Genomic DNA, 26,522 nt, shown 5'->3' with positions numbered 1-26,522 from the left:
TTTTACAATAAAAGAAGCCAGACTTTGCCCAAATAAGGAAATTTAAGGCTGAAATGACGTTATAGCCGAACCAGACTATCTATTACTTGACCTCGCTTGCTTCTGCATGCTTTGCAATAATTCATGAATTTGCCTGTCTATCCAGCTTGTGAGCAAAGGATGCGGCAATAAAGGATCTCCCGAATAACGGTATTCGAGCCCCTGCAAGCGTTTAGGAATTATGTGACTTGTAAAATATCCCGAACTCAAAAATAGCGGCGCCACAATAACATCATGACCCCGATCCTGATTCCAGTACGCTGCCTTGTCGTACACACTCTCGGGATTTAGCAAAGCGTAGTCCGTGATGATACCACTCACGTTTTGCACCGTACGGGCCAACGAAGAAATCCCCTGCTCCCAGCGCTGAAAAAAGCCGTTATGCACACTGCCGTGACCTACGAGTAAAATAACCTCTCTCGCAGGGTCGGCTGATAGCGGGCGAACCTTGTCCCACACCATGTGAGCAACATCTTCTCCGTCATCCAGCGGTCTACCAAAATGCACTCGCGCTTTCAATCGAAACGGCTCCAAATCTGTTTCTTTGTCCGGCGCATCTTTGACACCCAGCGCATAGCTAATCTCATCTACATGCGTACTACCTGATGACACAAACAAAGGAATAACCAATATATCTGTTACACCCAAGGCTTCCAGACGGTCAATACCATTTTGAATCAATCTTTCTTTAACCGTTTCCAAAAATGAAACCTCTACCGGTATTTCTTCCGGCAAATGAAGCTTTGCAACTGCCTGATCCACCTGTTCTACCCAATATGGCTCCCTAGAGCCATGGCTGATGACCAGTATCCCAGGGCTCCGCATTAGCGTCCCAGACGTTCCAGAGTCATTTTGTATCCGTCATTACCGTAGTTCAGACAACGTTTAACACGTGAAATGGTAGCTGTACTGGCTCCTGTCTCTGCTTCAATCTGATTATATGTGCTGCCTTTGCCTAGCATACGGGCAACCTCTAGACGTTGGGAGAGGGATTGAATTTCGTTAATCGTGCACAGATCATCAAAAAACACATAGCATTCTTCCAAATTTTTAAGAGTTAAAATAGCTTCGAACAATTGATCAATACTTTTATCATTAAGCTTTTTAAGCTGCATGGATTATCATCTCCCAAGGTTACGATCTCTCCTCATTGTACCTGAGGAATAGTCAGTTTTTCAAGCATTAACGGTTTCACGCATTACAGAACAACATTATGATCATAGAAACATACCGTACGAATGCCCAAATCCGCTTTTATACCTGATTTCGGGACACGCGCCTAAACCCACTGTGCGTTTGTAACATACAGTAGAGTATCAACCTGCAAAGGAATGTGATCTCATGCCTGGACATTACTATCATCGGAGAACGCAAACGCGTTCCATTTCCGATCCGTATAGTTCAACTCCCTATCCTGGACTCGATCCATACAGCGAGGTTCCGCAAGTCGATTCCTCCGCACTGGTTCCTTACGAGGCGCCAGCGAGTATAACAGACTCTGCCGTGGTTACACCAGACCCCGCCCCTGCCAAAGGAGGACTGCTTGGCGGCCTTGGCAATCTTGGTAATCTCAACGATATTAAAGGTATTATTGACCGTATGGGCGGTATTGACGGGATTGTTGCTACGGTCGGCAAGGTACAAAAGATCATGTCTAGCGTGCAGCAATTTGCTCCGATGGCAAAACTGATTATGGGCTCGCTCCCAGCATTCAACAAAAACGCAAGCAAAAAATCTACAACACAAATTACTGAGGAACTGGATGAATATACACCACCACGCCGACGCCGGAAAAAGACACAGCGCAAAAGTACCACTACCCCGCGCAGACGTCCGCGCAAACGCACAAGAAAGTAGACTATACTATTTGAACCAGCCTCGGCGCATAAACCAGACTACCATGGCAACACTCAACAAAAACATGAAAAACAGTACGCCAAAATATCCATATTTCCAGCCCAACTCGGGCATATTCGAAAAATTCATACCATAGATTCCTGCAATCAGCGTCAAGGGCATAAAAACGGTCGTAATTACGGTTAGCGTCTTCATAATTGAATTCATGCGATTGGAATTGAGCGATATATAACTGTCTCTCAGGTCGGCTGTCATCTCGCGGTCGGCCTCCAGCATGTCTGTCAGCTTCAATAAATGATCATATATATCGGTAAAATAAGCCATATGATCTCCTTGGCCCTGCACATGCTGCGAATTCAAAACTCGGTACATCAGATCACGCATAGGTACGATGGTACGGCGCAGCTTGAGCAGCCTGCCACGCAGGTCAAACACCTGCTTCATTAATTCCTCTACGGATTCGCGACCGCCCAAGCCCTCCAGCTCAGCCAATTCATCCTCAATCATAAAAAGGCTCGGAAAATAGTTATCTACCAGTTTGTCCATCACCGTGTAGGCTGCAGCCAGCGGTCCTCGCGACCATATTTTGCGTTCATTCGCATGCTGGACAATCCGCTCCCAGGCTTGATCCAGCTCCTCTAACTCATGATGGTGATATGTTACCAAAAAACGAGCGCTGATAAACATATCCACTTCTTCCGCAGCTAACGTATCTACATCGAGCGCATGCACGACCAGAAACTGCACATCCTCGTAATAATCCAATTTGGGACGTTGCAGAACATGCATACAATCCTCCACAGCCAATGGGTGAAAATGAAAATAACTTGTCAGCAGCTCCGTCTCGCGATCTGTAGGCTCGCTAAAATCTACCCACATCCATATGTAATCCTCCATGACGATCTGATCCAATGGTTTTCCCACTGTTACCTGATGATCATGACCTATAGCCAATGTACGTATCACCGTACGTCCCCCTCGCTTACACTTCCGTCTGATATGTCATTTATATTTTATATAAGCCAATCAGCATTATACAAATCTCAAGCTCTACATTCCCATACACTAAATAAGAAAAGGATATCTCCGGGTCAACAAGCCGTCCCAAGATATCCTTTATCCTCGTGCAGAGCAGTTCTTATCTTCAAAGCAAGCCTTCCACTTCAGAATTTTGCAAAATCCTCACTTATGAAAATAAACATCATAAGCCACTAAGCGGTCGGAGGCTTACCTCGCCCCTCGGCGCAGCAAGCACCGAGCTGCGTCGCGCCCTCTTCCCCTGCACCCACTCATTCAAAAGTGAGGCAGGCTCATGGCACGAAAAGGGCAATCAGCGAGCCGTAGCGTAGCGGTCCATTTGAATCTGGAGAAGCGGAGCGTTCGCCTTTGCCCCTGTATTTTAACCTTTTCATGTGTTATACAATCCAAAAAAATTCAGGGGCAACAGCGATCGAAAGATCAAATGGAACGCGGAGCGTCTTACAACGAGATCCCCGCCTACATCCACAAACCCTGCCTCACTTTTAATCCTCTTACAATACTTTTTCTAAGAAACTAATAGTCCGTTCATTTTTCGGATTACCAAATACCTCTTGTGGCGTTCCTTCTTCTACGATGTAACCACCGTCCATAAAAACAACACGGTCGCTTACTTCGCGTGCAAAACCCATCTCATGCGTTACGATCATCATCGTCATGCCTTCACGCGCCAGATCATTCATTACGCCAAGCACTTCGCCCACCATTTCAGGATCGAGCGCCGAGGTCGGCTCGTCGAACAGCATAATGTCTGGGTTCATGGCCAGCGCACGTGCAATCGCCACACGCTGCTTCTGACCGCCGGAAAGCTGTCCTGGCAGTGCATCTGCCTTATCGGCCAACCCCACACGATCCAGCAGCTTCATGGCCGTTTCCCGGGCCTCTGCCTTGGACTGCTTCCCCAGTTCAGTCGGCGCGAACATAATGTTCTTAAGCACGGTCATATGCGGAAACAGATTGAAGTGCTGAAATACCATACCTATATTTTCACGAACTTTGTTAATGTCCACGTTTTTGTCACTCAAGTTGTAGTCATCGACAATGACCTCACCTGCGGTAATTTCTTCAAGCATGTTCATACAACGCAAAAACGTACTTTTTCCCGAACCAGAGGGGCCAATGACACACACAACTTCGCCTTCACGTACTTGCATGTCGATGCCTTTTAGCACTTGATTACTACCATAGCTTTTTTTCAGGTTTTTAACGATAATTTTACCCACGGCGAACTCTCCCTTCAAGACGGTTGGAAATTTTGGTCAGGACTGTAATGACGATAAGATACATCACCGCTACTACCAGCCAAATATCAAAGGATTGGAATGTCCGCGCAATAATGATCTTACCCGATTGGGTCAATTCGACCAGACCGATAACAGACAAAATGGACGTATCCTTCAACGTAATAACCAACTGATTGATAAACGACGGGATCATGATTTTCACAGCTTGTGGCAAAATGATTTTAAGCATAGCCGTCCGATAGGGTAGACCAAGCGAACGGGCTGCTTCCATTTGTCCCGGATCAATGGACTGAATACCACCACGGATAATCTCAGTTACATACGCACCCGCATTCAGGGATAGCGTCAATACAGCCGCAACAAAAAGTGGCATTTTGAAGTCCAGTGCCTGTGGAATACCAAAGTAAATAAAGAAAGCAAGCACGATCAGCGGAATACCGCGGAATATATCGACGAAAACAGTTGTAATACCACGGAACACCTTGTTATGGCTTACTTTCATAAAGCCAAACACCAAACCTAGGATAAAGGCTACGAGTAAAGATACAAGTGTGTACAACAACGTATTTCCCATGCCTTTAATCAGCGAAGGCAGCGAAGCGGAAATCAGCCCCCAGCGGCTGGTCTCTACAGGCGCCACACCTTTGCCCGATTCGCCAAGGTATTTAGCCAAAATCTTATCGTATTCCCCGCTATTACGCAGATTAACAAGCCCTGCATTAAATTTCTCCAGCAACTCCTTGTTTTTGCCTTGGTTAACAGCAAACCCGTAAGAAGCACCTTTTTCCTTATCTGTTACCAGCTTAAGGCCGTTATTCTGGTTTACACCGTATGCCAGTACCGGATAGTCATCAAAGCAGGCAACCGAATTACCTGTTTTAACTTCATCATACATTTGAGAAGAATCGTCGAACGGTACTGTAGTAAAGCCGTATTTGGCCTTAATGGACTCTGCGAATGTATAACCTTCCGTTCCTGTTTTGACAGCGACACGCTGCCCTTTCAAGTCCTCATAGCGTTTAACCGTATCATTATCCTTACGGACCGCCATGACGACGCCTGAATCAAAATAAGGCTCAGAAAAATCAAATTTCCGCTTGCGTTCATCGGTAATACTCATCCCGGCAATGACACCATCCACTTGATTCGTTTCAAGGGCCTGCACTGCCGCGTTAAAGCCAAGAGGCTTAATGGTATATTCAAAATTCTGATCCTTGGCAATAGCTGCCAGCAAATCCATATCAATTCCGACGAATTTACCATCTACATCTTCAAACTCAAAAGGCGCGAACGTTGTATCCGTGCCGATATCATACTTTGTTTTATTTTCTGCATGTGCCACTACACCGAAATTACCGGCCAGGGCAACCACAAAAAACAAACAAATGATAAGTGCTATTAGTTTTCTAGATTTTTGCATAATTTCCTCCAGTCAGTTGAACGGTTCAAAGTTTTCTGTTTATTTTACAGGAGTTATTAAAAATTGACTACTTTGATGTCAGGTATTTTTGAAAAACGTTTCATGGAACTATCTGGAGGTGTAAACTTTGAAGAAGCCGTTTTGCCCCAGAATGCCAATAAGCCCCTGCCGCAAAAAGCGGACGGAAGCTTATTGTGTGTTCTATAGTGTGTACCTATTTTTCAAGAAATAATAACGAACTAGAAAAGAATTTTGAAAATCAATCCAGATAACAGCGCAGCAATCGGTATCGTTATCACCCAAGTAATAATAATTCGACCGGCCAGCGACCAACGCACAGCGGAAAAACGCTTCGCAGAACCCACACCCAAAATAGCCGAAGTAATGGCATGAGTGGTACTTACGGGCAAATGAAGCAATGTAGCTGTGAAAATAACAGAGGCTCCCGAAATGTCGGCTGCAAATCCGTTAATTGGCTCGATTTTAAAAATCTTGGTTCCCATCGTCTTGATGATTTTCCAGCCCCCGATAGATGTACCTAGCGCCATGGCTGTTGCGGCTGAAATTTTTACCCACATGGGTACTTCCAAATGGTCCTGATACCCCGACGAAACGAGTGCGAATGTAATAATCCCCATCGCCTTTTGAGCATCATTCGTACCATGCGTGAACGACTGAAGCGCTGCTGTAATGACCTGCATTGTACGGAACCCTTTGTTCACCGTATGCGGACTACGATGAGCGAAGATGTATTTTAAAATCATCATCACGATGTAACCGACAACAAAAGCAATCAACGGGGAGAAAATAAGTCCTTCGACAATCCCGATGAAGCCGCTCCAGTTTAATTTTTCCGATCCTGCACCTACATACACCGCTCCAGCCAATGCACCAATCAATGCATGAGAAGAGGATGAAGGAATACCGAACCACCAGGTTAAGAGGTTCCAGATAATCGCAGCGATCAGCGTCGCAATGACGATATCAATTCCATTCGTAAGCTTGGTTGGATCAGCCACACTTCCACCAATCGTCTTCGCAACCCCTGTAAACAATATTGCCCCGAGAAAGTTCATGACCGCAGCCATAATAATCGCACGTCGCGGGGTCAATGCACGGGTCGATACCGAAGTTGCAATCGCGTTCGCCGTATCATGAAACCCATTAATAAAATCAAATGCCAGAGCAAGAAAAATAACAATACCCAATACCAGTAAACTTGTATCCATGTAAAAGGACTCCTTACGAGTTACGCATAATGATGGATTCCAGCATATTTGCAACATCCTCGCATGAATCCGTTGTCGTTTCAAGGCGTTCGTACAATTCTTTGCGTTTAATCAGTTCAATAGGGTCAGTTACAGTTGCAAACAGGTTTTTGATGCAAATACGCAACAATTCATCCCCCTGATTTTCCAAATCATTCAGACGAATAGTGTATTCACGAATGGCCAGCAATTTTTTCTGTGAAAGCAGATGTACAGCTTTCTGAATTTCGTAAGCTGATTGACGCAGAATATCAGCGAACTGCACAATATACTCGTCCGGCTCCGTAATGTTGTACATATAAAAACGGGAAGCCGTCGCTTCAAGACCGTCCAACACATCATCCATGGTTGTTGTCAGTTCCATGATGTCGTCGCGTTCCAACGGCGTAATGAAGGTCTTGTTCAGTTCAGTAATAATCGTGTGTGTGTAATCATCACACTTATTTTCATACTTCTTCATTTCATTTGTAAACAAAGTCACATCTTGAAGATTTGAAGTATGTTGGGCAAAATAATCGGCTGCTTGCACGATCGTATCTGCCATATTTTCCAACGTCTCGAAGAATATATCCTTTTTCTTCAATCTCATAACGATTACCCCTTTACGAAAATATCCGCAACCTGTTTCGACTGCAATAGACAACCTTTGCTATCTTATCACACTCATCAATGTTTTTGTAATGTTTGTAAAAGCAAATTTCATGATATACGTATACAGTGCCCGACATATAAGCTCATTATCCGACAATTTTTTCCTAAAAAGGTGTAATTCGTTTTCTAATTCACTTCTATGGTTACATGTTCCTTTAGTGGTGTATCTGCAGGCACCACATGTATATAGGATGTACCTGGCGTTAACGGAATTTCAACCCCATTCTTCATAAAACGAATCGCATCACCTGGCGTATGTTGCCACTCAGCCTGTATTAACTGTCCTTGTTGAAACACCATGGCCTCTCCGCTGCCGTCCAGTTCAACACTTAATCTGCCTACATCATCCAACGTTCGATGCCTGGTGCTCATCACAATGACATTGGCTGCTGAGAGCTGTTGGTTATTATTTTGATCCACATGTGACTTTTCGTTCACAAAACGCTTATATTGTTGATCCGCTGGATCATAGGTATAAGATACCCGGTAGCTTTTAAGCAAAAACCGGATTTGTAAAGATGTTGCAGTCTCGTCCACCATAACTGGGGTTTCGCCGGATTTAAGGTAAGTATATACTGGAACGTCCGTATGCGTAGCATACCCTTTACTATCGCTTCCTTTGCGCAGTCTATTCACGTCCGTGTATAGATTATGCGGAGGACGACGATCTTTGCTTCGCCAGAAGTATGCCCCTCCATTTGAAATCTCATCTAAATGTTCCTTCCGCTGCTGCTGTAAAATCGCATAGGCATCTGTGCTTCCCCCTGCGTGTATCGGCAACGCACCATAAGTTTCGCCCAGCTCAATCAAATACGGACGAATGCTACGGACCGGACCAACCTTTACATCTCCGCCATGACTTTGGAAAAAAGCGACCAGACGGGTAATTCCGCCTTCTGCAAGAACTTCATATACCATATCTGCCTGACTAAGTCCTGCCTGCGGACGTGCTGCTGGAGCATTGTTAATCATGACAGCGAGCGGTCGCTCCAAAACTGGCTGCTCCACCGGAAGACCGGTAAGCGGAGCTGTAAATGCCGGAGTAGACTGCTCCTTCGGCGGTTCAAGCGCCTCCTTCTCTGTTTTATGCTTGGTCGGTTGAGGAACGGGTTCAGTATCTCCCGTATTGGACATAGCAGAACAAGACATCAGCGTCATGCATAACAGAGCTGAGGCCATTACACGCAACCAATGATTTCGTTGGGAAATGGGCCCGGACAAGTTCATCCCTCCACTTCGTTATTTTTCTCATTATAAGCTTTATTTCCTGTTTTTGTCTTGATTGAAGCATGACCTCTCTATAGAATACTTATCTGAAGACATTAAAATTTTAAAAATATTCATACTTTGTGATTTTTATCACAAATAACTGTAACTGAACCTACTACAATAAAGGTGTAGCAAAGATGATCATCCCAACAAAATGAAATACAACCAACATTATAGATTAAGAAAGAGGAGTGGTTTGAATGTTTAATAGCTGGTTACGTGAGAACAAAGTCGCAATGTGGTTGCTGACTGTCGTACGGGTTTATCTAGGTTATGAATGGATGACTCACGGACTTGAAAAGCTGACAGGTGGATTCGATGCAGGCGGATTTATCTCGGGGGCCATTGCTAAAACAGGTGGAGACCATCCCGCTGTACAAGGCTGGTGGGGATCGTTCCTCGAAGCCTTTGCCCTGCCGAATGTAGGTTTGTTCAACGTCCTGATCCCGTTGGGTGAGTTCTTGGTCGGGGTTGGCCTGCTTCTCGGTACATTGACTACACTGGCTGCTTTGATGGCCATGGTTATGAACTTCTCGTTCCTGTTCTCGGGTACAGTAAGCACCAATGCAATCTACCTGCTGTTTGAAATCTTCCTCGTAGTTGCTGGCGCAAATGCCGGAAGAATTGGCTTTGACCGTTGGGTACTGCCCTTCCTGCGTGGACTGTTTGGTAAAAATAAAGATACCTTTCCAGCGGACCCTAGTCGAAAAATCGCTTAAACATCCCCCAAATAACCGTTATCCTCCGGGATAATGGTTATTTTTTTGCGCTGTTATGCTCACAAGGAGGATTTTAGCTCCTCCTAACTCGGACTCTTTTATCGGATTCATTATCCTCCCCAAACGTTTACAAGTTGGATACAACATGGAATGCTCACGATACATTTACCCTATACACTACAGTTACATCAAAGAACGTAATGGAGGGTTATATCATGAAAAAAATCACCAAAGCCTATCTCATGCTCGCAGCAGTAACTTTCACAGTGCAGACTATGGGATCGGGATATACGGCATCAGCCCAAGCGGCGACGTCTACTACGACATCTCAGGCAGAAAGTGTACAACATATCTCCAAGACCTTCGAGCAGCTACTAGGCCAACCCGGCAAGCTATCTCAGGCATTCACTTATTTGCAAAAGCATATTCAATCCATTCCAGCTTCTCAAGCTACCCTCATGGTGCTTCATCTGGAAAATGCACAGAACCAGCAATTGGATTCCTATGCACAGACCCTATACCCGACCTCTGTTCAAACCAAAATAAATCAAATCTATAAACCCGGTGATTCGTTCACAAATGTAATCAGCCGTACAAGCGATGCGAACCTGAAAAAGTTGCTAACTCAAACAAGAGATGCCGGCTACAAACTTGAAACCGCAGAAGGCATGTATTACCCAATCATCAACTATGAAAAATATAAAGTATTCGGGAAGCACACCACGGCAGATATCCGCAGCTATATTGACATCATGTCGATGGAATCCGGACAGGCTGCTACCAAAGATGCCGCGCTCCGTATCGGCTATCAACAGTTAGCCGGACGAGTGCTGGCACAGGAATTGTTTTTAAACCAATATCCACATTCCAATCGTACACAAGCTATAAAAAAATTGCACGATCTGTACTTTTTCTATACTTTCTACGGCACGAACAATACGCCATTATTCGATCATGATACCGGGAAGATTCATCCGTATGCCAAAAAAGGGTATCAATGGTTCGTTCAACGTAATATGGATTCGAAGAGCACCTATATTCAAAAGCTGAAAGCATTTATGACACTGTTGGATCAAAATGGAGATCAACGTACTTCGCAGGTATCCACTTGGCTAAAAAAGAACGTGCCTTCTAATTAATCGAAGACGCAAAAAACACAAAAGAACTTCCATTCCCACACAGCATGTGGATTCGGAAGTTCTTTTTTACATTTACGTATCACTTTCTTGACCAAAAGCCCAACAATTGAGACTCAGCGAGCCAAGGACATACGACTGAAAAAGCTTATGCGCGGAGCGCTCCTGATCCGCAGCCCCCATCGCATAAAACAAAGGTGAAAAATGCTCTATTCCATAAGAAGGTACCGCTTGTTTGGCATATGGAGCCTTCTTGTCATATTGGAATAAGTGACGTAAATTCCAGTCTTGAAGCTGCTGTGCAATCCAGTCATCATATTGAACGGCCCAATCGGCTGGCTCACTCGTCTGCTTGAGTGTCCGCAAGTTGTGGACCAATCCGCCGCTACCGATAATCAAAATCCCTTGTTCTCGCAACGGCGCCAGCATCCGTCCAATCTCGTATTGCTCTTGAGGAGCGCGCCGAGAATCAATAGATAACGGTACGACCGGTATGTCCGCATCAGGATATATATGCCGCAAAACCACCCATGCTCCATGATCCAGTCCCCGGTTCCGAACCGGCTGGTGGAACAAGTTATGCTGACTGAACAGATGCTCTATCTCCTCATACAGCTTTGGATCGCCTGGTGCAGGGTAATCGATTGAGTACATTTCTTCAGGAAAGCCATAGAAATCGTGCAACGCTGCATGCTGATCATCCGCGCCAATACATTGATCGGGGCTATCCCAATGCGCGGAAAAAATGACAATTCCTTTGGGTCGGGGCAGGCTCGCGCCCAGCTTTGCAAGAAAGCTGGTATATGCGTTATTTTCTACAGCCAGTGTCGGTGAACCATGCGCAACAAAAATTGAGGGTAATGTCATCGCTGCCAACCTCCACACGCCAGTATAGTGTTACTCTTCCATTTTACTCCGGCGGAGGCGCAATTTCCAATACAATCCGTTACACACTGAAATCAGATCATCCAGTGCTGCCAATCACGTTGAATATTTTCCTGTTCATCCAGCCATTCAAGCGTCCGATCAATGAGCCGTTGCCGCTCTTTACCTGACGAGAAAGTGTGATCTCCCTGGAAAATAATCTCTTTATCACAGCGTCCCTCTGGACGCATCCAGAATATCTTTTGAAACAGAAATGCATAATCGACAGGAATAATATCATCCGAGGTTCCATGAATGACGAGCACATCCCCGTTAAATTTAACGGCCTCCTGGAACGGCTGAAATTGAGCTAACGACTCAAAGTAAGCAGGCGTAAACTTATAGCCCAAATAATCGGCATGACCAGTTTTAACAGACTCATCGTACACGCTTCGCTCCGTAATTTTGACGATGTCATTGAACGGATAGCCCACTGCTGACCAAAGGACCAGATTTTGTACTCTCTTGTCCCGTACGGCTGTGAGAAGAGCAACCGCGCCCCCCAGACTGTGACCGATCAGCGTCACCTTGGTCGGGTCAATGTCCGCACAATTGACGGCGTAATCCAATACGGTACGTGTCTGATTAATCATGGACTCGAGCCCCTGCTTGCCGTATTCACCTGTGCTCTCCCCACAACCGGCAAAATCAAAGCGCAGGACAAAATATCCCCCTTCGGCCAGTTCACGCGCAGTCTTGACGAATAATCGATCTACGCCGATACGATTGCCTACAAAACCGTGACATATAACAACGAGGGGAACTCGTCTCTGACGCTCTCCCTCATTTGTACGGTTTGGATAATGAATTGTTGCGGCCAGCTCTTCATGTTCAAAACGAATTCCAATTTGCCGTTCCATCCTGATTCCCCCTGTTTCAAGCTTCACTACACATTTATGAATTCGAACTCATATAGTAACGTGGAATATCCATCCAGGATATTTATTCACTTTAATTCCGATGAGTTTAATAAGTTTTATAGTAAAGTCAGTCTATCATCGCCCTGCTTCCTTGTCAACCTGTCAGTTCACATCGTTAAAAAAGTAAACAAATAGCGCTCCCCGATGCGATTCCGGAGAACGCTATACTACACTTATGTGAGTGAATCCACTACATTTAAAGTGACATTCGTTATTCGTAGCTGTTCCTGAACATTTGGTGGGTCTCCGTTCGTCCTTCCCACTGCAGTTTACAAGAGTCGCCGTTATGTTCATCCTCATGCCACAGGCTGCGGTAGTTCTGTGCACCTAGCTCACCTGCAAATTCTGTATCCTCAGCCACTTCGATATCGTCCACTATACGGTACGTTGGAGATGTTCCTTGAACGCTCCGGTGACTCACATTTGTAGACGAGGCCGCCCCGCTATTCCCATTCGAAGCGTTTCCCAGTCGTTTTTGGACTAAATAATCTGCCTGGTTCTCCAGTTTCATGATGCCACATCCTCTCAACGTTTATATTCAGGTTGCTCCACGTGCTCACCCTCTATCCAGTTTGAGGAGAATGCAACGGTAATATACATGCTATAGATAAAGTCTTTTGCCATCCGACGCTTCCTCACGTATACTGTCTTTGTTACGAAATGGCGGTTCCATCAGCTTGGAATACGCTCATAAAGCAGGAGGAAGCAATGAATAAAGCAAAAAATTATACGCTTATTGCATGGGTTGCCTTGTCCATGTTTTTTTTGACACAGGCGATTATCGGATGGTTTGTCACCTTTACAGGCGGAGATCTCAAACCCTTTGAAGAAATCAGCCTATCCACTCTTATCATCATCGCCGCAGGAGCCATTCTACTCGTTGAAGCCCTGATGAATTTTATGGATCGTCTCGAAGAAGGCGAGGAGATACAACATCCAAACCCCGTCCCCGTAAAGCCCCAGATGAATCTTAAATCCATCTTGATGTATGTTGTGTTAGTTGTCGTGATTCTTGTCGCCGGACTAGCGCTGCGCAGTGTACTGCCAGTATTCAGGATCTCACCTTGGGTAAATTTAATTCTCGCCGCCATCGGCTTTATTGGACTCAAACCAATTTTTCTGCGTAAAAAACGTTCATAGCCCGCAATTTTCATTATATGGAGCTGCCCCATTTTGGGTCATAGCAGCTCCTTTTCATTTCGATCAGGCAATCGACTTACAGCTGGGGTGTGCGCCAAAAAGCCGTATTCCTGGCCTGCAAGAAGCTGCATGGAGGAATACGGCTTGATATATTTTAGAACTTATTTGGAAAATAGTTGTTCTGCATTATCCAGAGCAATTTTGTGTCCCATTGCGGAATAGTCCAGCCAAGGCTGTCCGTCCAACATGTAGACATGCCCTTGCTTCACCGCTTTGAGACCTTGCCATACTGTGTTTCCTTTCAGCTGCTTGTATACCTTTTGGGCATCCGCGCCTTTACTGATGATAACAAGAATCGCATCGGCATCATAATCCGGTAAAACCTCTTGGGAAACCACCTGATAAGCCTTGTTGATCTTTTCTACACCTTTGGCTGGCTTCAAGCCCAAATCCTGATATAACAGCGGTCCTACCGGACGCTTCATCCCCATAACACGAACCTCTTTCGCCGTCACACGTACAGCCATAACCGTTCCGTCCCCAATTTTTGAATGAATCAGCTTTTTGACTCGTTCCCTCTGTGTATCATAGTCTTTTAGAAATGCGTCTGCCTGTGCTTCATGTTTGACCATAACGGCTATTTTTTTCAATTGATCTTTCCATGTGCCTTCATCCAGATCAAAAACGTCGGTCGGCGCAATTTTTTCAAACTTGGCCACATCGGTTCCCGAATATTTTTTGTCTAAGAAAATATGATCAGGTTGAAGCTCCAGTACCGCTTCCATATCCGGATCAGTGACAACACCTAGCTTACGGGTACTTTGAAGACGATCTTTTACATGCGGTAGAAAATCCTTCACATCTCCGCCAATGACCGAACCAGCCGGAGTAATGCCCAATGCCAGCAGGTTGTTCGTCAAATGAATTGACATCGAAGCAATACGCGAATCCGCACTAATGGTTGTCTGCGCACTGTCCGCCGCTTTCGTATCGGCAGTCTGTTTGTCGGCTGCTTGTCCGCAAGCAGATAGCATGATCATGCATACAACAAGAGTTGTGACTACCCATGAACGTTTAAAACCTGAACCCTCAAATTTGTGTTTTCTCATGTTTATTCTCTCCTATGCTATAGAAGCTCTACATTATAATGATCATTATAGAAGGCTTCTTCTGTCATTTTGTTCGGGACAACAAGAATAGAAAATACGGAGCTCCTACCACAGCAACCACCACACCTGCGGGAATCGCATTTGGCTGAAACACCGAACGCCCAATCGTGTTGGCGGTGACCAGAATGACGACCCCGACCAAACAGGCTACTGGCAGCAAATGCTGGTACATCGGCCCAACCAGACGGCGAGCCAGATGAGGCGCAATCAGCCCGATAAAGCCGATGCCTCCGGCCATAGATACACTGGCACTAGATAGAGCCACAGCTGCGCCTAGCAGTAATAGGCGCTGGCGCTTCACACTTGTACCGATTCCAGCCGCGGTCTCGTCACCCAACGACAGGTTATTCAGACTGCGCGTCTGCGACAGAACGTAGGGTAATACAATGACTAACCAAGGCAGCAAAGCTGCTGCATGTATCCAGTCCCGGCCCCAAACGCTGCCAGCCAACCAACGTGCGGTAAATGCGTATGTATCCTCATCCAGCCGTAAGGACCAATACAGCGTTATAGCGCTAAGGCCCGAGGCTACACCGATACCGGACAAAATCAGACGCACGGGCACGATTCCTCTGTTACGGCTATAGGACAACAAAACAATCAGCACCGCCGCAATGACACCTCCTGCAAAGGTAAACAAGGGGATCAGGACGGCGGCCGAACCGTCCAAGTCGCGAAAAAAGCTAACGAACATTACCAGTCCCAACGCAGCCCCTGCATGAAGACCGAGCACTCCCGGATCAGCAAGTCCGTTCCGCGACAAGCCTTGCATGACCGCCCCGGCTGCGCCTAGTCCCGCTCCAGCCAGCACCGTTACAGCAATACGAGGCAGACGATACTCGAACAGAACGATATGATCACGTCCGCTGCCACCGCCAAACAACGTATCCAGCACGCGTAGCGGTGGAATACGAATCGTTCCGGTATTCAAACCCAAAACAAGGACGGCAAAGCTGATTCCCGCCAATACCAAACAAACGAGCCAAGCCTTTTTCGTTCTTGTGTCCCCAATCCCTAAAGAGCGACTCACTATAAATCCCTCCTTTCCTTACGGGCGAGAAAGAGGAAAAAGGGTACTCCGATAAAAGACACCATAATTCCAATAGCTAGCTCCTCTGGCGGATTTGCCATTCTCGCTCCCAAATCTGCCAGCACCAGTAACACGGCTCCCAATAACGCAGACAGCGGCACGATCTGGCGATAATCCACACCGATTAGCTTGCGAGCGATATGTGGGATAACCAAACCTACAAAGCCGATGGCTCCAGCAGCCGATACAGAGAGTCCGGCCAGTACCACTACGGTCAGCAGACCCAAAAGCCGAATGCGCCTGAGATTCAACCCAAGGTTTAACGCCACCTCATCGCCCATCGAAATCAGCGAAATAGAACGTGCCAGCCCCATAGACCAGGCGATCACAATAAGCAAAATCGGTGCAAGAATCTCAAGCTGCGACCATTTGATCCCGGCTACACCCCCCGCATACCAGAAGGCTAAATCCTGACTTAAATCAAAATAAATCGCAATCCCCGAAGTCATGGAACCTAACAGGGCAGCCGTCACAGCTCCAGACACCGTCAGTCTCATAGGTGTCAATCCACCAGGCGCAGATGCTCCCAGACCAAATACCAGTAAGGTACTCATTAGCGCCCCCAGGAACGACAATACTATTAACGTCCCATAAGGAAGATCGGGAAAAAAGGCAAAACTCACTGCAACTACAAACATCGCTCCTGCGTTAATGCCCAGCACACCTGTATCTCCCAGCGGGTTGCGCGTAATGCCCTGAATCAGAGAACCTGCAACCGCAAGCGCAGCTCCAATAACAGCTGCACCGAGTACACGCGGCAATCTCAACTCATGAATGATCTGATGTGTCATCAGCGAACGATCATAGTGAAATACTGCCGACCACACGGTGCTTACGGTCAAGTCCTTGGCTCCGAGAGAAATGGCGGCGAATATGGCCAAACCCAACAATACAGCCGAAGCTGTGAACAACAACGCCTGCCGAATCCTACCCGCTCGAAGTACTGGACGTGCTGTTATGACTACTTCAGGAACTGCCCTCTCTGTCCGAGCTGTATGTTTGTCCATGCTGTCTTTAGACTGCATTTGATGAGGTCACTCCCTCCGTACCTGAAAAAATCATTACGTTTTCCAAAATGATAACGATAATGATAATTATTATCAACTTGATACATAATAGCATGTTTCTATGACATTGCAAGCCAAAAACTGTTCCCCATAAGAGGAACAGTTTTTGAATATATCTATATGATTTTACTACATAGGTGACTCCAAACGGTCCTCTCTTTAGTACGTAGGCCAGCCTGCCGAATCCCATTTTAAATCACTAATCAGAAGTTTTGGATTACCTTTATCAGTGGCATCGTAGGCATGACGCGCAATGACACTGTTGTTATAGACGGATTGGCCACCAGGTCCCTTCCAACGGTCATTCCCCGCATCCAGTATCGTTCCGCCGCCGTCCATCAGGCTTTTGCCGCTCTTGTCCACATACGGTCCGGTAATACTAGTAGAGCGCCCGTAAATAATCTTATAATTACTGTCTACGCCTTTGCAGCAGTTATCAATGGAAGCAAACAGATAATAATAGCCGTCCCGGTATGTAACATGTGGCGCTTCCAAACCACCAGCCGTACGCTTGGCGATAGAATAGATCTGGCCCGTAGGCTTCATCGTATTTTTATCCAGTCGAGTCACTTTCAAGCCTGAATTCCATGAACCAAAGGAAAGCCACGGGTTACCGGAAGCATCAATGACGAGATTCGGGTCAATCGCATTATAATCGTTGGCATCCGTCGTACGCAGCACGAGTCCATCATCTCTCCAGCTTCCCGCACCAATGCTTGTTGCTGAAGTTAATCCAATGGCCGAAGTGCGCGACCCGAAAGTTGAAATGGAATAGTAAACCCAGACACGTCCATTGTACTTCTGAGCGTCCGGTGCCCACACATCGTTAGGCTTTTGCTTAGGTACATACGATTTCCACCATGATGGCGGCGACAGGAATATTTGCGGCAATCTGTAAAAATTGCGTCCGTCGTCCGATCTTTGAACCTGTATCCCCTGCCCTGTGGAGAAAATATACCAAGCGTTGCCTTCCTTCGTAATGGACGGATCATGTACTGCCACATCACCAGTTAACGCCCAGTGCTCTGCGGATGCAGATGGCATCACTGAAAGTAACAAAGCAGCCGAGGTTACAGCAGCAAACGCCGTTCGGGTCAATTTACTCCGTACTGATTTTTTCCATGCTTTCAACATTTCTTTCGCACCTCCGAATGAGTATCTTATAATGAAATTCAGGTGACACACCTATTACATTAGTGTTTATACTTATGAAGTTACCCATATATTAACCTATCACATTCTGTTTTGTAAACGCTTTATCTCAAATAAAAAGAAATTTATAAACTACGCATAACGCTTTACATACGAGGATTTTGCAAAATCCTGATACAAAAAAAGGAGCCCGCAGGCTCCTTTTCAAATTAGCATATTAAATAGATTTTCGTTTTTATTCAGTTCCGTATATTTAAGCCCCTTGCGGTTCATTCGTTCAATTAAAGGAAAATAGTCTTCCTTGTGGAACAGCTCAATGCCGACCAGAGCTGGTCCATTTTCCTTATCATTCTTTTTCGTATATTCAAACCTAGTAATATCGTCGTCCGGTCCAAGCACATCCTGTAGAAACTCACGCAGTGCCCCAGCTCTTTGCGGGAAATTCACCATAAAATAATGCTTCAGTCCTTCGTAAATTAGGGACCGTTCCTTAATCTCCTGCATTCGATCTATATCGTTGTTACCACCGCTGACGATACAGACAACCGTTTTGCCTTGAATCTGCTCGCGGTACAGATCAAGTGCTGCAACAGGCAGTGAACCCGCAGGCTCCACAACAATCGCATTTTCATTATACAGCTCCAGAATCGCGGTACATGCTTTACCTTCCGGTACCTTCACAATATCGTCCAAGGTATGTTTACAAATATCGTATGTCAGCTGACCCACACGCTTCACCGCAGCTCCGTCAACAAACTTATCTATTTGATCCAGTGTAACCACCTTGTGTAAACGCATCGCTTCCGTCATCGACGCCGCGCCAAGGGGTTCCACACCAATTACCTTGGTGGATGGACTCACGGTTTTAACATACGTACCTACGCCTGCCGCCAAACCGCCGCCGCCAATCGTTACGAACACATAGTCCATAGGTGTATCTAGACTCTCCATCACTTCCATCGCAATCGTACCATTGCCCGCAATAATTTTCGGCTGATCAAACGGATGGATGAAGGTCATTGCCTGCTCGCTACACACCTTCATGGCCTCATCATAGGCATCGTCAAACGTATCTCCAGTCAAAATGACCTCTACACTGTTTCCCCCAAAGCGACGAACCTGCTTCACTTTCTGATTAGGCGTTGTACTCGGCATAAATATTTTACCGTGGATACCAAGTGCATTACATGAAAAAGCCACACCTTGCGCATGATTCCCTGCACTCGCACACACGATGCCTTTTTCCATTTGTCCGGGAGTCAAGCTACGAATCATGTTGTAAGCACCACGGATTTTAAAGGACCGCACGACTTGGAGATCCTCTCTTTTCAGATACACATTACAGTTATATTTGGCCGATAGGACGGCATCCCTCTGTAAAGGTGTACGTACAATCACCTCACGCAGCATATGATGCGCCCGTACAATATCCTCCATGCCAACGGTTGACGCCATGGCCGGGTCAGTTTTCTGGGTTTCTGTTGGTTCCATAGGTTCTCCACGCTCCGCCTGAATATTTCTGTATTTGAAATCTTTCAAATATCATACCACGTTTACCCATAGCTTGTGCAGATGATAGCATGAAAATGAGCATGAAAATGAGAATGAAAATCAATCAAATCTAAAAAAAGGAAGACCGGGACAATGCCCGATCAACCTTTTCTGACGTTGCACATTTCTTGTATTCAATCGCTCCATTGAATACCTTTCCGATTACCCTTTTACTCCACCTGCCGTCATTCCTTCAATAAAGTAACGCTGGAAGAATAGAAACACGACCAGAATCGGTAAAATAGCCAAAACGGAGCCCGCAATCAGCACATCATAATTGTTGCCATATGGCGTCAGCAGACTGGACAGTCCAATGGGCAGTGTCAGCATGTCGTTGGTCCGCAATACAATCATCGGCCACAGGAAGTTATTCCAACTGTTCATCGCCTGCAAAATAGCCATTGCCGCAAATGCAGGCGCCATTAGAGGCATCATAATGCGTACGAAAATGCCATATTCTGAGCAGCCGTCAACCCGCGCAGCATCCATAAAATCCTTGGGTACTCCACTCAAATATTGACGGAAGAAAAAGATTGGGATCGGCGCGACGACGAAGGGTAGAATTACACCCCATACTGTATTAATCAGCTTCATGCCGATCATTAGCTTGTAGAGCGGCAGCATGATAATTTCTACCGGAATCATCATTACAACCAGCACCAGTGTGAAAATCACATTTTTCAATTTAAAACGGTACATCTCCAGACCATAGCCCACCATCGCGGACAATATCAGACATAACACCGTAAACAAGACGGTAATAACAATACTGTTCCAGTACCATTGAAAATAATCCGTCGTCCCCTGAAAGATGAACGCATAGTTTTTCAAGGACATGATGTCCCACTCCAGCTTAAGATTCAAGCCGTAGCGCAACAGCTCCGTCGATGGCTTGAACGAGGCAAGCGTCACGGCAAATAGCGGAAACAGGGCAAACCCGGCAAACAGAATGAACAGGACAACGAGCAATGCGGATAATGAGCCTTTTTGTTTCTGAGCCATCGCTTAATCCTCCTTCCGGAACATGCCGAAAAATTTGAGCTGGATCAGGTTCAGCACGAGTGTAAATACGAGCAATACAATGCCCACCGCAGCTCCGAAGCCCATACTGTTCTGCTCCAGACCTTGGCGATAGAGATAGCCAACAATCGTTAAACCAATATCGTTCGGGGAGTTATTTCCGTTCCACAACATGTAGCTTTCCGTGAACATGGACAACCCCGCATAAATGCTAATCGTAAATACGTAGATCGTCACTGGTTTCAGCATAGGAATCGTAATCCGCCAAAATGAATCGAATCGACTGGCTCCATCAATCTGCGCAGCTTCATACAACTCGGGGGGAATGTTCTGGAGTCCCGACATGTAGTACAGCATATTTACGCCCAACCATCTCCACAAGGCCAGCACGATCAACGCTAAAAAGCCGGTGTTGGCGTTCATTAGCCATTTATACGGCTCCAGACCGAAGACCCCCAACAGGGAGTTCATCAGCGAACCATCCAATTCCCCGAACATGAGGCGGAAGATCGTTCCTGCTACCACCACCGAGGTTAGTGCAGGTATAAACATCACGGAGCGAAACAACCCTCTGCCCGGCATTTTAGGCGAATTCAGCAATACTGCCAATACCAGCGGCAGAGGAATCAGCACGACCAGTGTAAGCAGCGTGTACAGGACGCTATTCAATATCGCCTTTCCAAACGTAGGATTGATTAAGTCCTTATAATTTTCCAGTCCAACATAAGTTGTTATCCCTGGCAGGACTTCCTGGAAGCTCATAATGACCGTCGAGATGACCGGATAGGCAAAAAATAACGCAAAGGACAGTAAAAATGGAAGGACAAACACATACGGTGCCGTACGACTGGAATGAATAAATCGGCTCCATTGGCTTCTGGCCGGACGCTGAGTTTTTGGCGGCTGACCTGTCGGTACATTAGCGTTCGTATGAACGGGCGTTGCCATGAATCTCACTCCCTTTCCTGTTGGGGTCTATCTCAGTTCATCTGCTAGCTCATGCAGCACCGTGGCTGGATCTTCGCCACTCTGTAGTGTCCGATAAAGTATTTTATTGCGTACAGCACTGGCGATGTCAGGCGTTTTCGGTCCAATATGCACCGCATTGATCTCATCTTTGACTTCGATCAGCGTGTCAAAAATATTTGTTCCGAAATACTCCGTAAATTTGTTTTTGGCTTTGGCTTCCGGCATTGTCCACACTTCACTGCGGATGGGATCAAACCCTAGCTGCTTCCAAATCTCCACATTCCCTTGCTTGGACAGCTTGGCAAAGGCTAGAAAACGCATCGCCAGATCCTGGTGCTCTGATTGGTTCGTGACTACCGTTCCGGTTCCGCCCATACCCGCTGAGCGATAGCCGCCTTTTTCCCACGCCGGCATGGGTCTGATGATAATTTTACCTTTCAGGTCAGGCATGTAATCCGTAAAACGCCCCATGTACCACATCGGCATCCATACCGAAGCAGCCCCGCCTTTGTTCATAAACCCGTAGTATTCCTCCATATGATGCCCGCCGCCCGGTGAGGGAATAGCGACTTTGTCTTTTACCATCTGTTGAAGAAACTCAAGTGTTTTAATATTGGTTTCGTTATCCAACGTCAACTCGCCCTTGTCATCCAGAAAATCTGAATTTTGCTGGGAGATCATCGGCCAATAGCTCCACAGGTCATTCGTTTCTAAGGTCGCCATTGGCTTGCCTGTTTTCGCAAGTACTTGCTTGCCTGCAGCAGCATAGTCTGCCCAGGTGACGATGGAATCCGGGTTTACCCCCGCCTGGTCCATAATCTCTTTATTGTAATACATCACTTCGGCTCCAACGTGGAAGTCAATGCCGTAATATTTACCGTCTTTGCCGTAAATCTGTACTCTGGAAGGTACAATGTTATTGATCTCGGGGTCAATCACCGGATTGAGCGGGACCAGTTGCGGTATCCCTTTGAGGAAATTACCGATCTTGTTCACCTCGATATCCGCGATATCCGGCGCTCCCACCCCCGATTGCAGCGCAATCGACAGCTTGCTGTGATGGTTGTCATAAGGAAATGTATTCGCTTTCAAATTAATCAATTCATCAGGGTGCTGTTGGTTCCATTGGTCAGCCATTTGCAGAAAAAACTTCTCATGCAGTTCATTGAACGTCCATAATACAAGTTCTGTTCCCGGCCCTTCCTTTTCATCGGTCTTGAAAGAACAGCCTTGCAGCAGTCCAGCCATCAAAACCACCGCCATAAGTATCAAAGCCATGCTTTTTCTTCGCAGCAGCATATCCTTCCCCCTTCGCATGATGAAATCCTAATTCATAAATGATTGCGCTTTCTTTTATTATTTAACATCAATACAAATTAGTTTACAACAACATTATTTATAAAATTTTTATTTTCAACGAAGATTAGCGTCTCCACTGCATTATAGGGGGCAATTGAAATGAATGCAGTTATGATGATTTTTGCATAAAAAAGAGGCCCCACCCGAATTAAAACTCGAAGTTGGGCCTCTCTATTTTTACTACTCTTGGGAATGAGCTGCTTCGTCCTTCACTTCTTCGCGAAATGATCTAATACTTTCTTTACGACGATTATTTTTTTCTTCGATCTGCTGACGCTCCTCGTTGCTGATTTCAGAGGAAAATTCATTTAGATATCCTTCAGCTTCACGCAGGTTCTGCTGTGTGTTCTGAATACTTTGTTGCAAGTGTTCAACATTATCGGCTCGATTATCCGGTTTTGCCATTGGTTTGACGCCTCCTAATTTAGAATCGCTCACGGGAGCGCTAAACCGTAGCTTGATCGTTATCGAGTTATTTTATACATTAAAATGCTTTCCAAACCATTGGCCTGCGGCGGCAGCTTCTGTACGGGTCAATTGATGACCATTGCGTTCCCAATATGCTTCCACCTGCGCTCCGGCTCCCTCCAATAATGCTTGCAGCTCCCGGGATTCCAAAGTCGGAACAATCGGGTCATTTTCACCGGAAGACAGAAATACAGGGACACCGTTCAATTCAGGCAAGTCCAGCCCACGCAACGGCACCATTGCATGGTGCAAAATAGCTCCGCGTAACGCTTTTGCATCGTGAAAGAGCATGCTGGCGGCTATGTTTGCACCATTGGAATAGCCCAGAGCCACCACGTTATTACGGTCAAAATCGTATTGCTCTGCAGCTGTGTCCACAAATTCGCTCAGTTCTTTGGTACGAAATACGAGATCCTCAATGTCGAACACTCCTTCTGCCAAACGGCGAAAGAAACGCGGCATCCCATTTTCCAGCACATTTCCTCTTACGCCTAACACAGAAGCTCCCGGTGCTACCATCTCAGCCAAAGGTATTAAGTCTTGTTCATTCCCGCCTGTACCATGCAACAGCAAAATAACCGGGGCTTGCGGATCATTTCCTTTACGAAAGACGTGTTTCATATCTATTCCCTCCTCTAATTAACTTTAAATTAAGAATCTTATTTTTGTATAAATTGATTATAGCCCATTTCACTACTTTATACAAACATAATTGACCTCGTTAATTTTTTCTAAAATGATGTCTTGTTCCATTGACATGTAGTATAGCTGTATTTTACTATGGTGTTAGATATTTAGAATATTATCTAAATATCTAAAGGAGGAAATGTATTTTGAACGATGCCTTCAAAGCTTTGGCTGATCCGACCCGGCGTACAATCTTGCAGCTTTTAAAGGAAAAAAGCATGAGCGCAGGCGAAGTAGCTGAACATTTTCAAATTAGCAAACCCAGCATCTCCCACCATCTCAATATCCTAAAGCAGGCTGGGCTGGTGCTGGATGAACGACAGGGGCAAAACATTATATACACCCTGCATACAACGGTTGTGGCGGATGTCATCGGTTGGATGTTCAGTATAGCCCACTCCGATACCCCTGCCAGGAAAAATGTGAATCATATTAAGGATGGGGAGGAATCTGAATGAAATTTCGAACACCTTGGAGCTTGACGGATGTTTTGACAACTTTGATTGCCTTATCACCCGCCATAGGCGCTATACTGCTGTACGACCGGCTTCCCAATGTTCTAGCCTCGCATATTAACTTTAACAATACAGCAGACGGGTATACGAGCAAAAGTGGTTCTATTATCATGCTCGTGTTGTTGGGCCTAGTCCCGCTGGTCATTCGATTGGCACGCCACATGGACCCCAACAGAGCTAATTATGAGAAATTTTCAAAAGCCTATGAAGTTACGCGTGCAGGTGTTTCTGTAGTTCTCGCTGTAGCTGGATGGGGAATGCTGCTGTATAACCTGAATATACGACTGCAAATGAATGCTATAATTTTAGGGTTAATAGGCCTGATGCTGATGGTGATGGGGAATTATATGACTCAGGTACAGCCGAACTATACGTTCGGTATCCGCACGCCGTGGACTCTGTCTAACCCCGAGGTATGGCGTAAAACGCACCGTTTCGGGGGGCCTATGATGATGCTTGGCGGTGCTTCAGCGTTGGTGGCGGCATGGATCGGTGGAATGGCGGGAGTAGTCATTTTCCTAACCGTACTGATCATATCCGTTATCTCTCCTGTACTCTATTCTTACTTGTTGTATCGTAAGCTAAGCAAGTAAATAGACAAAGCCACACCTGAACCTAAAAAAGGAACCTCCCAAACCGCGATAAACGCAGAATGGGAGGTTCTTTTTACAAGTGAATATTTATTTAAAACAACAGCTTATCGGGATGGGTGCCTACACGCTCATCCAGATGAAGACCATTAATTCGGTCAATATCCTCAGTCGTTAGTTCAAAATCGAATAAATCAGCATTTTCGCGAATACGATGCGCGGTTACCGATTTGGGAATCGTCACAATCCCCCGATCCAGATGCCAACGCAAAATGACCTGCGAAGAGGTTTTACCGTATTTGGCAGCAATCTCAACGATGTCCGCTTGCTCGGTTAATTTCCCCTTCATCAGCGGGCTCCACGATTCTAGCTGAATCTGGTGCTCCCGGCAGTATTGATGCAGCTCTTGTTGTGTCAGACGTGGGTGAAGCTCCACTTGATTGATGACAGGAACCATGTTGCTATCTTGGAGGAGGTCTTCGAGATGGTGAACTTGGAAGTTACTAACGCCGATAGCGCGTACGCTTCCTTCTTCATACAAGCGTTCAAATGCTTTCCAGGTTTCCTTGTACTTATCCTTACCAGGCCAATGAATGAGATACAGATCAATGATATCCAGACCCAGCCGTTTACGACTTTCCTCAAAGGCACGCAGTGTTGAATCGTAGCCCTGATCCTGATTCCATAGCTTGGTGGTTACAAACAGATTTTCTCTAGCCGCTCCACTATCACGAATGGCTTGTCCAACCAGTTCCTCGTTGCCATAGATCGCCGCTGTATCAATGTGACGGTAACCGACCTCAATAGCTGTTTTGACCGCTTCGTAGACCTCATTACCTTCCGCCTTGTAGGTACCAAAACCAAGCCAAGGCATCTGAACTCCGTTATTCAGTACAGTTGTATCTGCAATGTTCCCCATGTCTATTCCTCCTGTTCCTGATTATGAATTATCCAACGGGATGGTTACAGTTTAGTTGCATCCTGAAAAGCATTCACTTGAAGCGGAGCAGCCAACAATTCTTTAGCGGCGGCAACAAATGCCTGGAAATGGGCAGAATTATTATGGAAATCTACAGCAGCAGCATCTTTCCACTCTTCAACCATCGTAAATGCGTTGGGATCATTCAGATCCTGCATTAACGTGTAACGTACATTGCCTTCTTCAGCTTGGGATGCGCTGATCAGCCCTTGGGTTTGTTGCAAAAAAGTTTCTCTTTTCTCAGGTAAAACTTTCATATCGGCATGAATAATAATCATATT

At 45.9% G+C, this 26,522-nt stretch carries 30 protein-coding genes; 7 read left to right on the top strand and 23 right to left on the bottom strand.

The window, feature by feature from the left end:
• Positions 1 to 75: 75 nt before the first annotated feature.
• Together MKX46_RS19915 and MKX46_RS19910 are read right to left on the bottom strand one after the other, a co-directional pair.
• Complete coding sequence (locus MKX46_RS19915) at positions 76 to 864, bottom strand: sirohydrochlorin chelatase (RefSeq protein ID WP_341071680.1); 789 nt, start codon at positions 862 to 864, stop codon at positions 76 to 78.
• Positions 864 to 1,154 (bottom strand): YerC/YecD family TrpR-related protein, encoded by a 291-nt coding sequence (locus MKX46_RS19910; protein ID WP_007428885.1) that lies wholly within the window; start codon positions 1,152 to 1,154, stop codon positions 864 to 866. Before MKX46_RS19910 ends, MKX46_RS19915 begins: the two co-directional genes overlap by 1 nt.
• A 226-nt stretch (positions 1,155 to 1,380) precedes the next feature.
• Between MKX46_RS19910 and MKX46_RS19905 the strand changes: the two genes are divergently transcribed.
• Complete coding sequence (locus tag MKX46_RS19905; RefSeq protein ID WP_029517119.1) at positions 1,381 to 1,896, top strand: hypothetical protein; 516 nt, start codon at positions 1,381 to 1,383, stop codon at positions 1,894 to 1,896.
• Between the two features lie 6 nt (positions 1,897 to 1,902).
• Here MKX46_RS19905 and corA read toward each other — a convergent pair whose 3' ends face one another.
• The 3 genes from corA to MKX46_RS19890 form a co-directional block, all read right to left on the bottom strand.
• Positions 1,903 to 2,862, bottom strand: coding sequence for a magnesium/cobalt transporter CorA (gene corA, locus MKX46_RS19900; protein WP_029517120.1), 960 nt, complete (start codon positions 2,860 to 2,862; stop codon positions 1,903 to 1,905).
• A gap of 566 nt (positions 2,863 to 3,428) precedes the next feature.
• Entirely contained in the window at positions 3,429 to 4,157 is a 729-nt protein-coding gene (locus MKX46_RS19895; protein WP_029517121.1) for an amino acid ABC transporter ATP-binding protein, read from the bottom strand.
• A complete protein-coding gene (locus tag MKX46_RS19890; protein ID WP_341071679.1) occupies positions 4,150 to 5,598 on the bottom strand; it encodes an amino acid ABC transporter substrate-binding protein/permease in 1,449 nt (482 codons plus the stop codon). The genes MKX46_RS19895 and MKX46_RS19890 overlap by 8 nt, the downstream gene beginning before the upstream one ends.
• 63 nt (positions 5,599 to 5,661) lie before the next feature.
• On the opposite strand from MKX46_RS19890, the gene MKX46_RS19885 reads away from it, so the two are divergent.
• A complete protein-coding gene (locus MKX46_RS19885; RefSeq protein WP_155271710.1) occupies positions 5,662 to 5,805 on the top strand; it encodes a hypothetical protein in 144 nt (47 codons plus the stop codon).
• A 32-nt stretch (positions 5,806 to 5,837) separates the two neighbouring features.
• Here MKX46_RS19885 and MKX46_RS19880 read toward each other — a convergent pair whose 3' ends face one another.
• The 3 genes from MKX46_RS19880 to MKX46_RS19870 all read right to left on the bottom strand — a co-directional run bounded on the left by MKX46_RS19880 (position 5,838) and on the right by MKX46_RS19870 (position 8,738).
• Positions 5,838 to 6,827: an inorganic phosphate transporter gene (locus MKX46_RS19880; protein ID WP_029517123.1), complete on the bottom strand. Its 990-nt coding sequence runs from the start codon at positions 6,825 to 6,827 to the stop codon at positions 5,838 to 5,840.
• Between the two features lie 13 nt (positions 6,828 to 6,840).
• Positions 6,841 to 7,455 carry a DUF47 domain-containing protein gene (locus MKX46_RS19875; RefSeq protein ID WP_007428879.1) on the bottom strand — a complete coding sequence of 205 codons (615 nt, stop codon included), beginning with the start codon at positions 7,453 to 7,455 and terminating at the stop codon, positions 6,841 to 6,843.
• A 188-nt stretch (positions 7,456 to 7,643) separates the two neighbouring features.
• Entirely contained in the window at positions 7,644 to 8,738 is a 1,095-nt protein-coding gene (locus tag MKX46_RS19870) for a DUF3048 domain-containing protein (protein ID WP_165149957.1), read from the bottom strand.
• Between the two features lie 248 nt (positions 8,739 to 8,986).
• On the opposite strand from MKX46_RS19870, the gene MKX46_RS19865 reads away from it, so the two are divergent.
• Entirely contained in the window at positions 8,987 to 9,505 is a 519-nt protein-coding gene (locus MKX46_RS19865; RefSeq protein WP_029517125.1) for a DoxX family membrane protein, read from the top strand.
• A gap of 215 nt (positions 9,506 to 9,720) precedes the next feature.
• Positions 9,721 to 10,644 carry a hypothetical protein gene (locus MKX46_RS19860; protein ID WP_029517126.1) on the top strand — a complete coding sequence of 308 codons (924 nt, stop codon included), beginning with the start codon at positions 9,721 to 9,723 and terminating at the stop codon, positions 10,642 to 10,644.
• 72 nt (positions 10,645 to 10,716) lie between these two features.
• Here the strand turns inward: MKX46_RS19860 and MKX46_RS19855 are convergent, their stop codons facing one another.
• From MKX46_RS19855 to MKX46_RS19845, 3 genes are all read right to left on the bottom strand, one after another.
• Positions 10,717 to 11,508, bottom strand: a complete 792-nt coding sequence (locus tag MKX46_RS19855; protein ID WP_029517127.1) for a dioxygenase family protein — start codon at positions 11,506 to 11,508, stop codon at positions 10,717 to 10,719.
• A gap of 92 nt (positions 11,509 to 11,600) precedes the next feature.
• Complete coding sequence (locus MKX46_RS19850) at positions 11,601 to 12,425, bottom strand: alpha/beta hydrolase (RefSeq protein WP_029517128.1); 825 nt, start codon at positions 12,423 to 12,425, stop codon at positions 11,601 to 11,603.
• Between the two features lie 271 nt (positions 12,426 to 12,696).
• On the bottom strand, positions 12,697 to 12,996 hold the full coding sequence (locus MKX46_RS19845; protein ID WP_029517129.1) for a hypothetical protein: 300 nt from the start codon (positions 12,994 to 12,996) through the stop codon (positions 12,697 to 12,699).
• A gap of 197 nt (positions 12,997 to 13,193) precedes the next feature.
• Here MKX46_RS19845 and MKX46_RS19840 point away from each other — a divergent pair, with 197 nt between their 5' ends.
• On the top strand, positions 13,194 to 13,625 hold the full coding sequence (locus MKX46_RS19840) for a hypothetical protein (protein WP_341071678.1): 432 nt from the start codon (positions 13,194 to 13,196) through the stop codon (positions 13,623 to 13,625).
• Positions 13,626 to 13,786: 161 nt separating this feature from the next.
• On the opposite strand, the gene MKX46_RS19835 is transcribed toward MKX46_RS19840, so the two are convergent.
• The 10 genes from MKX46_RS19835 to MKX46_RS19790 form a co-directional block, all read right to left on the bottom strand.
• A complete protein-coding gene (locus MKX46_RS19835; protein ID WP_341071677.1) occupies positions 13,787 to 14,734 on the bottom strand; it encodes an ABC transporter substrate-binding protein in 948 nt (315 codons plus the stop codon).
• 64 nt (positions 14,735 to 14,798) lie between these two features.
• Entirely contained in the window at positions 14,799 to 15,824 is a 1,026-nt protein-coding gene (locus MKX46_RS19830) for a FecCD family ABC transporter permease (protein WP_341071676.1), read from the bottom strand.
• Positions 15,824 to 16,909 (bottom strand): FecCD family ABC transporter permease, encoded by a 1,086-nt coding sequence (locus tag MKX46_RS19825; RefSeq protein WP_318628218.1) that lies wholly within the window; start codon positions 16,907 to 16,909, stop codon positions 15,824 to 15,826. The genes MKX46_RS19830 and MKX46_RS19825 overlap by 1 nt, the downstream gene beginning before the upstream one ends.
• Before the next feature lie 201 nt (positions 16,910 to 17,110).
• Positions 17,111 to 18,085, bottom strand: coding sequence for a glycoside hydrolase family 43 protein (locus MKX46_RS19820; RefSeq protein ID WP_029517134.1), 975 nt, complete (start codon positions 18,083 to 18,085; stop codon positions 17,111 to 17,113).
• A 222-nt stretch (positions 18,086 to 18,307) separates the two neighbouring features.
• Positions 18,308 to 19,594, bottom strand: coding sequence for a threonine ammonia-lyase IlvA (ilvA, locus tag MKX46_RS19815; RefSeq protein ID WP_039272546.1), 1,287 nt, complete (start codon positions 19,592 to 19,594; stop codon positions 18,308 to 18,310).
• Positions 19,595 to 19,816: 222 nt separating this feature from the next.
• Complete coding sequence (locus MKX46_RS19810) at positions 19,817 to 20,656, bottom strand: carbohydrate ABC transporter permease (RefSeq protein ID WP_318628216.1); 840 nt, start codon at positions 20,654 to 20,656, stop codon at positions 19,817 to 19,819.
• Between the two features lie 3 nt (positions 20,657 to 20,659).
• Positions 20,660 to 21,622 carry a carbohydrate ABC transporter permease gene (locus tag MKX46_RS19805; protein WP_029517137.1) on the bottom strand — a complete coding sequence of 321 codons (963 nt, stop codon included), beginning with the start codon at positions 21,620 to 21,622 and terminating at the stop codon, positions 20,660 to 20,662.
• A 27-nt stretch (positions 21,623 to 21,649) separates the two neighbouring features.
• On the bottom strand, positions 21,650 to 22,942 hold the full coding sequence (locus MKX46_RS19800) for an ABC transporter substrate-binding protein (RefSeq protein WP_340931356.1): 1,293 nt from the start codon (positions 22,940 to 22,942) through the stop codon (positions 21,650 to 21,652).
• Positions 22,943 to 23,182: 240 nt separating this feature from the next.
• Positions 23,183 to 23,407: a small acid-soluble spore protein Tlp gene (tlp, locus tag MKX46_RS19795; protein ID WP_025721177.1), complete on the bottom strand. Its 225-nt coding sequence runs from the start codon at positions 23,405 to 23,407 to the stop codon at positions 23,183 to 23,185.
• A 72-nt stretch (positions 23,408 to 23,479) separates the two neighbouring features.
• Positions 23,480 to 24,091 (bottom strand): alpha/beta hydrolase, encoded by a 612-nt coding sequence (locus MKX46_RS19790; RefSeq protein WP_318628214.1) that lies wholly within the window; start codon positions 24,089 to 24,091, stop codon positions 23,480 to 23,482.
• A 212-nt stretch (positions 24,092 to 24,303) separates the two neighbouring features.
• Here MKX46_RS19790 and MKX46_RS19785 point away from each other — a divergent pair, with 212 nt between their 5' ends.
• Both MKX46_RS19785 and MKX46_RS19780 read left to right on the top strand, forming a co-directional pair.
• Positions 24,304 to 24,615 carry an autorepressor SdpR family transcription factor gene (locus MKX46_RS19785; RefSeq protein WP_029517140.1) on the top strand — a complete coding sequence of 104 codons (312 nt, stop codon included), beginning with the start codon at positions 24,304 to 24,306 and terminating at the stop codon, positions 24,613 to 24,615.
• On the top strand, positions 24,612 to 25,265 hold the full coding sequence (locus tag MKX46_RS19780) for an SdpI family protein (protein ID WP_318628213.1): 654 nt from the start codon (positions 24,612 to 24,614) through the stop codon (positions 25,263 to 25,265). Before MKX46_RS19785 ends, MKX46_RS19780 begins: the two co-directional genes overlap by 4 nt.
• A 91-nt stretch (positions 25,266 to 25,356) precedes the next feature.
• Here the strand turns inward: MKX46_RS19780 and MKX46_RS19775 are convergent, their stop codons facing one another.
• Positions 25,357 to 26,181, bottom strand: coding sequence for an aldo/keto reductase (locus MKX46_RS19775; RefSeq protein WP_318628212.1), 825 nt, complete (start codon positions 26,179 to 26,181; stop codon positions 25,357 to 25,359).
• 44 nt (positions 26,182 to 26,225) lie between these two features.
• Entirely contained in the window at positions 26,226 to 26,519 is a 294-nt protein-coding gene (locus tag MKX46_RS19770) for a putative quinol monooxygenase (protein WP_013308817.1), read from the bottom strand.
• Between the last annotated feature and the right edge of the window lie 3 nt (positions 26,520 to 26,522).

The organism is Paenibacillus sp. FSL P4-0113 (assembly GCF_038009305.1).
GTDB lineage: Bacteria > Bacillota > Bacilli > Paenibacillales > Paenibacillaceae > Paenibacillus > Paenibacillus polymyxa_D.
Note: the sequence above shows the minus strand (reverse complement) of the source record. Positions and strands in the feature narration are given on the sequence as shown.